Annotated in this window: 9 protein-coding genes and 2 pseudogenes; 5 read left to right on the forward strand and 6 right to left on the reverse strand. The window is 70.3% G+C overall.

Annotated features, from left to right (window positions below; genetic code table 11):
• Nucleotides 1–92 precede the first annotated feature (92 nt).
• The 4 genes from ACWDAK_RS34900 to ACWDAK_RS34915 all read right to left on the reverse strand — a co-directional run bounded on the left by ACWDAK_RS34900 (nucleotide 93) and on the right by ACWDAK_RS34915 (nucleotide 4358).
• Nucleotides 93–1049 carry a sigma-70 family RNA polymerase sigma factor gene (locus ACWDAK_RS34900; RefSeq protein ID WP_427395765.1) on the reverse strand — a complete coding sequence of 319 codons (957 nt, stop codon included), beginning with the start codon at nucleotides 1047–1049 and terminating at the stop codon, nucleotides 93–95.
• Between the two features lie 815 nt (nucleotides 1050–1864).
• Nucleotides 1865–2509, reverse strand: a complete 645-nt coding sequence (locus tag ACWDAK_RS34905) for a response regulator transcription factor (RefSeq protein ID WP_344638817.1) — start codon at nucleotides 2507–2509, stop codon at nucleotides 1865–1867.
• On the reverse strand, nucleotides 2500–3567 hold the full coding sequence (locus tag ACWDAK_RS34910) for a sensor histidine kinase (RefSeq protein WP_427395764.1): 1068 nt from the start codon (nucleotides 3565–3567) through the stop codon (nucleotides 2500–2502). The genes ACWDAK_RS34905 and ACWDAK_RS34910 overlap by 10 nt, the downstream gene beginning before the upstream one ends.
• A 14-nt stretch (nucleotides 3568–3581) precedes the next feature.
• Entirely contained in the window at nucleotides 3582–4358 is a 777-nt protein-coding gene (locus ACWDAK_RS34915) for a DedA family protein (RefSeq protein ID WP_344638819.1), read from the reverse strand.
• Between the two features lie 332 nt (nucleotides 4359–4690).
• On the opposite strand from ACWDAK_RS34915, the pseudogene ACWDAK_RS34920 reads away from it, so the two are divergent.
• From ACWDAK_RS34920 to ACWDAK_RS34940, 5 genes and pseudogenes are all read left to right on the forward strand, one after another.
• A pseudogene (locus tag ACWDAK_RS34920) lies at nucleotides 4691–5044 on the forward strand (transposase domain-containing protein); the annotation flags it as partial.
• A gap of 418 nt (nucleotides 5045–5462) precedes the next feature.
• Nucleotides 5463–6194, forward strand: a complete 732-nt coding sequence (locus ACWDAK_RS34925; protein ID WP_427395763.1) for an alpha/beta fold hydrolase — start codon at nucleotides 5463–5465, stop codon at nucleotides 6192–6194.
• A 76-nt stretch (nucleotides 6195–6270) separates the two neighbouring features.
• Nucleotides 6271–6630: a hypothetical protein gene (locus ACWDAK_RS34930; protein ID WP_427395762.1), complete on the forward strand. Its 360-nt coding sequence runs from the start codon at nucleotides 6271–6273 to the stop codon at nucleotides 6628–6630.
• An 83-nt stretch (nucleotides 6631–6713) separates the two neighbouring features.
• A complete protein-coding gene (locus ACWDAK_RS34935; RefSeq protein ID WP_344638822.1) occupies nucleotides 6714–7073 on the forward strand; it encodes a hypothetical protein in 360 nt (119 codons plus the stop codon).
• Between the two features lie 85 nt (nucleotides 7074–7158).
• Complete coding sequence (locus tag ACWDAK_RS34940; RefSeq protein ID WP_427395761.1) at nucleotides 7159–7743, forward strand: hypothetical protein; 585 nt, start codon at nucleotides 7159–7161, stop codon at nucleotides 7741–7743.
• Nucleotides 7744–8127: 384 nt separating this feature from the next.
• Here the strand turns inward: ACWDAK_RS34940 and ACWDAK_RS34945 are convergent, their stop codons facing one another.
• Both ACWDAK_RS34945 and ACWDAK_RS34950 read right to left on the reverse strand, forming a co-directional pair.
• The gene (locus ACWDAK_RS34945; RefSeq protein ID WP_344638855.1) at nucleotides 8128–8754 is read right to left on the reverse strand and encodes a tyrosine-type recombinase/integrase; all 627 of its coding nucleotides are present in this window, start codon (nucleotides 8752–8754) and stop codon (nucleotides 8128–8130) included.
• A gap of 160 nt (nucleotides 8755–8914) precedes the next feature.
• A pseudogene (locus ACWDAK_RS34950) lies at nucleotides 8915–8998 on the reverse strand (hypothetical protein); the annotation flags it as partial.
• Nucleotides 8999–9206 lie beyond the last annotated feature (208 nt).

Genomic DNA, 9206 nt, shown 5'->3' on the forward strand with positions numbered 1-9206 from the left:
GCCGACGTCGCGGCTCGCCGGCTCACCATCGGGCAGCGGAAGGCACTAGCGAAGCTCCGGGAGATCACGCAGCGGTACCCCCGGATGTTCGCTCACTGGCGCCTTGTGCCCACGCAGAACGCCCTGTTGATCCGACGACCGGAGCGGCAAGAGCCGTGTAACGGGAGACTGTTGTCTGTGAGGGCCGGGAGGTGAGATTCCTCCCGGCTACTCGACCGTGCGGGGGTACCCCGGATTCCCCTGTGTGTGGTGTGGGTGCGACAGGACCCGCGACAGCCCGTGGTGACGGGCGGGGGAGCGGCTGGTGCTTCTGGCGTCCGGGCGCTCGCCGGCGCCTCGGCCGCCCGACAGCCCGCCGGTGCTGCGCCGGTGGCTGCTCGCGGTCGGGGCCGGCCTCGGTCGCCTTGGTTAGGTCGGCACCGCACCGCGGGTGTTCTGTGCCATCGAACCTTGAGCGGTTGTCGTTGAACCTTGACCACTGTCGCCGGCCCGTGAGGACGGTCACGACACTTGCCATGGCCGGAGTACGCCGCCGGACTGCGGCCGACGATCTCGGCCACCTCGGCGAACGGGTAGCGGAAGATGTCGTGCAGTACGAACGCGACCCGCTCGGCCGGGGTCATCGACTCGAACACGACCAGGAAAGCCATGGTCACCGACTCGTCGAGGGTGATCCGGTCAACCGGGTCTACCCCGGGGCCGCCCGCCGCCCCGGCGATCCATTCGGTGGGGTCGGGCAGCGGCTCTGGGATCCATTCGCCGACGTAGGTCTCCCGCCGGGTACGCGCCGAGCCGAGCAGGGTCAGGCAGATGCGGCTGGCCACCTTCGTCAGCCAGGCGCCCGGGGACTCGACGGCCTCCTGCTGCGCCCGGGACATCGCGTACCAGCGGGTGTAGGTCTCCTGGACGACGTCCTCCGCGTCGGCCAGGGAGCCGAGCATCCGGTAGGCGAGATTGAGCAGCTGTCGCCGCTCGCTCATGATCCTGCTCAGTCCCGGGTCCCGCTGCTCGTCTGCCTGCCGCTGTGCCTGTCCCGACGGGGTGGTCATACGCTCTCCGGCTCCCTCGCTCACGTTCCCTCTTCCATTACGACGAATCAGAGCGGCGGAATGTGAGGTCGGCGGCTCGCCTCACATTCGGCGGGGCTGCGTTGCCGGACTGGTGAAGGCGACTACACCATCCACGGAACAGGTAGATCAGCAAGAACGACTTCCAGGAGATCGCTGACCGCGTCGAGATCGAGGCGCTGCGCGGCGAGTTCACCGACGCGGCGATGATGCGCGGCCGCGCCCGACTCGCCGCGCTGTTCACCCCCGACGGGGTTCGCCGTCCGCCCCGCGCCCTGGCATCCGGGGGGCGGACTGTGGGGCGGCGGTGTTCTTCCGTTCGGTCGGACGGGCCGTCCGCTCGAGCAACCGCTGCGCCGCAGCCGGGCCGCCAGGACCGCAGCCCCGGCGGCCCGCAGGGGCGCCCCGTGTGTGGCCAACCCACCTGGCTGCGCCCGTCCCCCGGCCAGCTGCTCCTCGTCCAGGCCCTGGCGGGCAGCTTCCAGATCACCGCTCCAGATGGGGAGGGTGGCGAGGCAGGCATGGCGTTCGGCGCGTGCCGCCTCGGCGATGTACCAGCTTCTGGAGGTTGATCAGGTCGGCGGGATGTCACGCTGGTCTGCCACCCGGCCATCGTAGATCGCACACAGATCCGACCCGCAGACCCCTCCGAGCCGCCGGGCCGCGTCCACTGGACCGGCCACCTGATCAACGCTCCTCAACGAACTTCCGCGGAGCAGCTAGGACCTGGCCGATCCGCGGATGGACGAGGCCGCGGTCGGGGCGGTAATTGAGCGCGGATTGGCTGGTCGCGTCAGTTAGCTTCCCAGGAACCGCAGGACCGCCAGTACCCTGCGGTTGGTGCCGTCGTCCCGCGGCAGCCGCAGTTTGTCGAACACCGCGTTGGTGTGCTTCTCCACCGCGCTCCTGGAGACGAACAGTTGCTGTGCGATGGCCGTGTTGGTGTGGCCCTGGGCCATGAGTGTCAGCACGATTCGCTCACGGTCTGTCAGTAGATCGAGATCATCGGTGTGGCGCGTGCGGGCCAGAAGGCGGCGCACTACCTCCGGATCGAACACCGTGTCGCCGTCGTGCACCCGCTCCAGCGCGGACAGGAACTCCTCCACCCTGCCGACCCTGTCCTTCAGCAGATATCCCACGCCCCGGGTGTCGGCCGCCAACAGCTCGGCGGCGTACCGCTGCTCGACGTACTGCGACAGCACCAGCACTCCCACCTGCGGGTGCTCGGACCGAAGCCGCAGCGCGGCCCGCAACCCCTCGTCGGTGTGGCTCGGCGGCATGCGCACGTCCACGACGGTGACGTCCGGGGGCTCGGCGGCCACCGCGGCCAGCAGCGCGTCCGCGTCCCCCACCGCGGCAGTCACCTCGTGCCCTTCGTCGGTCAGCAGGCGGACCAGGCCCGCGCGCAGCAGCGCGGAGTCCTCGGCGATCATCAACCGCATGGCAGCTCCGCAATCACACGCGTGGGGCCGCCCAGCGGGCTGTCCACGGTCAGGCGCCCGTCCAACGCGGCGATGCGGCGTGCCAGTCCGGCCAGTCCCGGCCCGGCGGGATCGGCGCCGCCTCGCCCGTCGTCGCGTACCGACACCCTCACCACGTCGGTGTCCTGGCAGATCGCTACCTCGATCCGGGTGGCCCCGGCGTGCTTGGCTGAATTGGTGAGGGCCTCGCGCACTGCGAAATAGGCGGCCGTTTCGATGGCAGGGGTCGGCCGCTGCGTCAGGTCGCCGCTGAGGTGCACCGGGATGGGCGAGCGCTCGGCGTCTACGGCCAGCGCCTCGCGCAACCCCAGCTTGTCCAGCGATGCGGGATACACCCGCCACGCCACCTGCCGCAGCTCCTCCAAGGCCTGCTCAGTCTCGGTCTGTGCCTGCCGGTACAGCTCCTCGGAGTTCTTGCGGCGTGCCCGTCCGAGCAGCATCGCCACCACGATCAGCCGTTGCTGCAGCCCGTCGTGCAGGTCGCGCTCGATGCGGCGCCGTTCGGCGTCCACGGCCTCGACGATCCCGGACCGGGTGGCGGCCAACTCGTCGATCCGGCGGCGCATCCGGGCCAGTTCGTCGGGGCAGAGAAAGCGGTGCACCAACCTTCGCTCCAACTCGGCGACGGCAGCCAGTCCGGCCAGGTCGAGGAAGAGCAGCAGCAGGCCGACTGCGAGAAGATAGCCGGCGACCGGCCAGGTCGGGGCCATGCCGTCGGCGTCATGCCCGGCCAGCCAGCGCGACAGCCCGGAAGTAGCCGTCCACGCGCCCGCTGCCAGCAGGAACAGTGCCCCGCCGCCGAGCAGCCCGACAGGGACGCGGCACCACAGGTAGGCGGTAGCCCGTCGCGGCTCGATGTCGTCCGAAGAAGCAGCGGCGCCGCCGAGCAGGACGGCAACACGTCGCTGATCCAGCGCGGCCAGGCGGACCACCGGCCAGGTGGACCGCACCAATGCCCCCGCAGCAAGAACGGCGAGCCCGGCGCACGCCGAGACTGTGCCGAGTGCGATGCCGACCACGGCGCGTATGGGCCTCATGCGCGGTGCCGGGCGCTCGGGCGACGACGCAGCCGCACCAAGTACCAGCGAGCGACGGTCAGGACCGCCAGCGCCGCCACTGCCTTCGATACCCATCCCCCGTACTCCTCCACCAGCCGCCAGTTGTCGCCCAGCCAGTATCCCAACAGTACGAACGCGGTGTTCCACACCAGGCTGCCGACGGCAGTCAGGGCGGTGAAGACCCACAGTGGCATGCGCTGGATCCCGGCTGGGACGGAGATGAGGCTGCGCACTACCGGCACCATGCGGGCCAGCAACACGGCGGCACGGCCGCGCCGTTCGAACCACGCTTCGGCCCTGTCGATCTCGTGCAGATGGACGAGGGGGATGCGGGCGGCGAGCGCGCGGGTGCGGTCGCGCCCCAGGAGGGCGCCCGTGGCATACATGATCCAGGAGCCGACGACGGAGCCGACCGTGGTCCAGAGGATGACGGCCGGTAGGCTCAACCGGCCCTGCCCGGCCGCGAATCCGGCGACGGGGAGGATGATCTCGCTGGGAACGAACGGCAGGACGGTGTCGACCAGGTTGGTCAGCCCTGTCCCCGGGGAACCGAGAGCGTCCATGACGTCGACGGCCCATCCGGCGATGCCGCCCGCGGGCTCGGCGGAGGCGGTGAGGAGCATCGAGGAAGCCGATGTTGTGATCATGCCGTTCACGCTAGGAGGCGGGCGAGGCCGCCACCATGCGGTCAACCGCCCGATCGCACTGTGGTTTTCCGTAATCATCGGTGTGGGGATGCGTTCCTCAGCCACGAGCACCAGCCGGGCTGCTGCGCAGTCCGGCGCCGGTCAGCTCGCCGGGGAGATCCGCCCCTCCGGCGGTGTTGTCAGGTTGAGCGAGGGCGCTCGGATGGCGTGATCGTCCGGCGGTCGGGTCGCGGGAGGGGCTGCACGTGGACACGCCCCTCCCGATTGAAGTTCCCCCAAGGCCGGGAAGTTAGCGCTCTGGCGGCCCTGTCAAGAGGAGGAAAGTTGATGCTCCCTCATGCAGGCGAAGCGGAACTTGAGCAACGGAGTTCCGTTGGAACGGGCAGTCGACCAAGACAGCCAGTGACCAAGGAGCTCCGTTGCTGCATCAGTATGCCCTGCCGCCGGGCGGAGCGGCTGCCGCGCGCGTGATCGAGGCGGCCCCGGGCAGGTTCGCCCCGGGGCACGTGGGCGCACTGACCGGATTCCTCCCGGTCGAGCTGGTGGACGCGGTGCTGGAGGAGACGGGCAGCCTGCAGCGCCGTCTGCGGGATCTGCCGTCCCGGGTCGGCGTGTACTTCCTGCTGGCGATGTGCCTGTTCCCCGAGATCGGCCACGGGCTGGTCTGGCGGAAGCTATCCGCGGGCCTGGCCGGCCGCCCGGCCCCGGCGCCAAGTGCGAAGGCACTGCGTGACCTTCGCCGTCGCCTCGGCAGCGCGCCGATGCGGCGGCTGTGCGAGATCCTCGGCGGCGGCGGTGGCGCGGAGCTGCAGGTGCGGCTCCGCGACCGCCTCCTGGCGCCCACCGAACCCGCGCTGCCAATGACTTGGGCCCGCTCGTGCTGCCCGCGCCGACCAAGTGGGAGCTGGTGGCCGCGCTGGTGTCCGCCTCGGACGATCCGTGGTGGGAGGTGCGGGTGATGCACGCGAAGCTGTACCCGGTGCGGGACCGCAGGCCGTGACCTGTCGCGCGTTGTGGGCGTGGAACGGCCTGCCAGGGGTGACCTTCGGGGCCGGGGGAGCGGGACCCGCAGAAGACCGTCGCCCGGGACGGTCCGCGGCTCTGGCGTCAGTGCTGGGGCATCCGTGGGAACGGGAGTTGGAATCTCCCTCTGGGGGAGGTCCTACGCTCCATCACACCGCACGGAATATGCGACGAAAGAGGTCGATCATGACGACGTTTCTGCTGGTCCCCGGCCTGTTCCTGGGCGCCTGGGTGTGGGAGGCGGTGGCCGTGGACCTGGAGGCGCGCGGGCACCGGGCCGTTCCCGTGACCCTGCCCGGCCTCGCCGAGCGGGCGGGGGCGGACGCCGGGCGCATCGGGCTCGCCGAGCACACGGCGGCCGTGGTGGACCTGCTCGACGAGTACGGGCCCGGAGTGGTCCTGGTGGCCCACAGCTACGGGAGCTTCCCGGCGACCGCCGCCGCTGACCAGCGCCCCGACCACATCGCGCGGGTGGTGTACGTGGACACCGGCATCCCCGAGCACGGCGAGTCGATGGCCACCAGCCTCGCCGGCGCCGGCATCGCGGCCGCGGGCGAGGACGGGCTGATCGCGGTGCCCGGCCAGCTGCCCCCCGGAGTCCCCGAGAGCGAGCGGGAGCGCTACTACCGCCTGGCCACCCCGCACCCCGCTGCGACCGCCACCGACCCCGTCCGGCTGACCGACGCCTGGAACACCCTGCCCACCACCGGCATCTTCTGCGTCGACAGCGGCCTGAGCCGGGACGTCGCCCGCTCCCTGCACGCCACCGGAGCCCCCAGGTTCGCCAAGCTCGCCGAACCCGGCGTCACCTACTTCGAGCTGCCCACCGGCCACTTCCCCATGCTCACCACCCCGCGCGAACTCACCGACGCCCTCGTGCGCGCCGCCGCCGGCGAGGGCGCGGGCCTCTACGACTGACACCGGCAGGCCTCCGCGTGGCCGGCCCGCGCCCGGTGACCGGGGCCTGGGCCGGGCGATCGGCGACTCGCCGTTGGTGCGCGGCGCGATGTGGCCGCGGTGGACCGGCCACGACGGCATCCCAGGCGAGGAAATCAACTTCCGGGCTGTCGCCCGCGCGGCGGGCGTCAGCCTGGACTTCCTCTACGCCCACACCGACCTGCGCAAACGCATCGAAACCCTGCGCGGCCAGCAACGGGCTGACCACCGGCCCCTCCGACAGGAGCCCGCAGCCGACGACGGCACGGTGATCCATAGCCTCACCGGGGCCCTCCGCCGCGAACGCGCCGCCCACCGAGAGCGCGTCCAAGAGCTCGAACAACGGCTTGCCGCCGCCCACGGCGAGATCCTCCGCCTCCAGCGTCAGATTCGGGAACGCGGCGACGCACCCCGGTGAACGACAGGCCAGCCGTTACACGCCCGCAAGCGTGCGAGAAGAATGCAGTTGAGGCCGGAGGATCAGCCCGGCACGCTCGCCCGGTGAGCCACAACAAACAAGCAGGCAGATGGGACGGACCCTGGTACAGGGTCCGCACGGAGCACTTCGAGGCGGCGTTCCTGCCGAATGCCAGCGAGGACTTGGAATCGGTGGACAACATCGACGTCTTCGTGGACCTCAACGACGGAACCCGGTGGAGTGCGACCGTCATCACCCTGGCTCAGGTGGAGAGCATCATGGAGCGGTGGGCGGCGACCGGGGAGCCCCTCGGCGGCGCCTACTTCTCGTGCTCGGACGGCCTCATCGTCCGCGACGCCGGCATCAGCAATATGACCCGGGTCCTCGTCGGCCTGGTCGAGACCGGCGACTTCACACACATCCTCCAACGCATCGACGAATGACCGCAGCCCCGGCCCACGACGAGCTGATTCTGAACCACCAGTAAGCTGCCCTGGCCGAGCCTGGGACATCCATCCTGAGGACACGATGCTCTCCGAATACCAGCAGCAGCTGAGGGATCGTTTCCTCGCTGCCCCCGCCATCCCAGCACCACGCCCCTGGCAGCCCGTCTCCGCGCGGCGAACGCCCATCGGCGGGCTACTCGGAGTCGGTTTCGGGGTCGACCCCGACAGCGGAAACGACCTCCTGATGGTCGTCTCCAGCAGCGGTCACGGCATCTTCGACGCCTCCATGGGCCAGCGAATCGCCCGCGACCACGACCCCGACCTGGATCCCAGCACACCAAGTGGCCCTGACCTGTCCTGCCCTGGACTCGGACCGCTCGCCGGAACCGAGGTGCGGATCGCCGGCCTGTTCGGCGGCGGCCTCCACTCCACCACCGAAGACGGGTGGACTGTCGAGGTCGTCAGCCCGGATTGGCCGCACCACCGCGTCCTCCTCTCGGCCGATGGCGGACTCTGCCGCGGTCCCGCTGGTGAGAAGTGGTGGCACATCTTCCACGCCCACTACTCCGAACTGCGAGCCGCCGGGTTCTCCCCCTCCGGACGCACACTCGTCGTCGCCACCAGCAGCGACATCACGCTCTGGACAAGGCCCGGCCTCGACGCCTGAACCGGAGTGTGGTCCACGTTGCGGACGCCGTCGGAAATGCCACGACCGGCACAAATGCGGTAGCCGCTGCCACCGACGGGGTGCCGAACGCGCGGCCGCAGGTGCCGGTGCAGACCTTGCGGCGTTCGAAGCGGCCGAGGAATTCGCTCCCGGTCCAGCAGCAGTCGGAGCCCGGACCTGCGGCCGTTGTTGTCGCAGGAGGGGGCAAACGGCTCGGCGGTCAGCCGGGCCGAGACCATCTCCCGGTCCTGCACCGTGGCGGGCCAGGACTCCCCGCGCGGGCGGGTGACCTGCAGTTGCCGTGCCACCAGTAGTGCGGGTGTGACCGGCGTAGTGTCGGTATCCAGCGTGGTGGTCATCAGCGGGCCGTCCCGAACAGTGCGTTCAGTGACTCGGCGCGGTAGCCGGGCGCGGGGAGGGCGCCGTTCGAGCGGCGGCCTGCCGGGTCTGCTCGGCGTGGTGGGCGAGGACCCGACGGATCACATCCTCCTTGCGCGGGTTGAGGTAGATCTGCGTCGTGGCCAACTGGGCATGCCCGAGGACGCGTTGGACATCGGTCAGTGGAAGGGTCGGGTCCTCGGCCATCCGGTAAGCGGCGGTGTGCCGCAGCGCGTGAAGCGTGCTTGAGGTGCCCGCCCGGACGTTGGCCCGCTCGAACATGCGGTGAACCGCGTGGTAGGTCAACGGTCGAGACGACGAGCGGAGCGTCCACCGCAGCGGAATCCGTCGGCCGCATGGGATCTGGTCGTCCATCTCCACCTGGTAGAGCCGCAGCCAGACGAAGGCATCGGTCGAGGCAGGAAGTTCCTGCAGTTCGCGGCTGCCCTTGCGGACGACGGTGATCAGCTGCCGGCGGGGGGCGACGCCGCCTCGCGTGGCGGACAGCAACTCGCTCGCCCGGGCCCCGGTGGAGATGGAGAACGCGACCAGTGTCCGGTCCCGGTGGGAGGACAGCCGGGCGACGATCTCGTTGAACGCCGATTGGCGAGTTGGCGTAGGGCGGCGTTGAATTCGATGCCGCGGGCTCGTTGCTTCTCGTAGTAGGCCCTGGCGCCGGCGGAGATCCGAAGTGCAAGGCTTGGGCGATCAGGGCGTCGATGAGCCGGTCGCTGCGGACGTACCGCGCGGTCACGACGTTCTTTCTACCGGGGGCGCGGGTGATCGGGCTGGTGCCGGCGTAGTTCTTGCGGGCATTGGCGCCGGCGTAGCGGTGAGGGTCGTCCCCGAACTCTGCAAGTACCCGGGCGCCGAGCATCGGTCCCAGTCCGGGCTGGGAGCGGATGATCTCAGCGTCGGGGTGCCGGCCGAAGCAGTCCTCGACCTGCCCGTGAAGGAAGTTGACCTGCTCGTTCAAGGTGACCAGCAGCGCGACTAGGCAGTGTCCTGGCGATCAGTTGAGTCGTTGATACGACTATGGGGTGTAGGAGTGATCTGACGGATGCCCAGTGGGAGCGCCTGGCGCC

The organism is Kitasatospora sp. NPDC001175 (assembly GCF_053598215.1).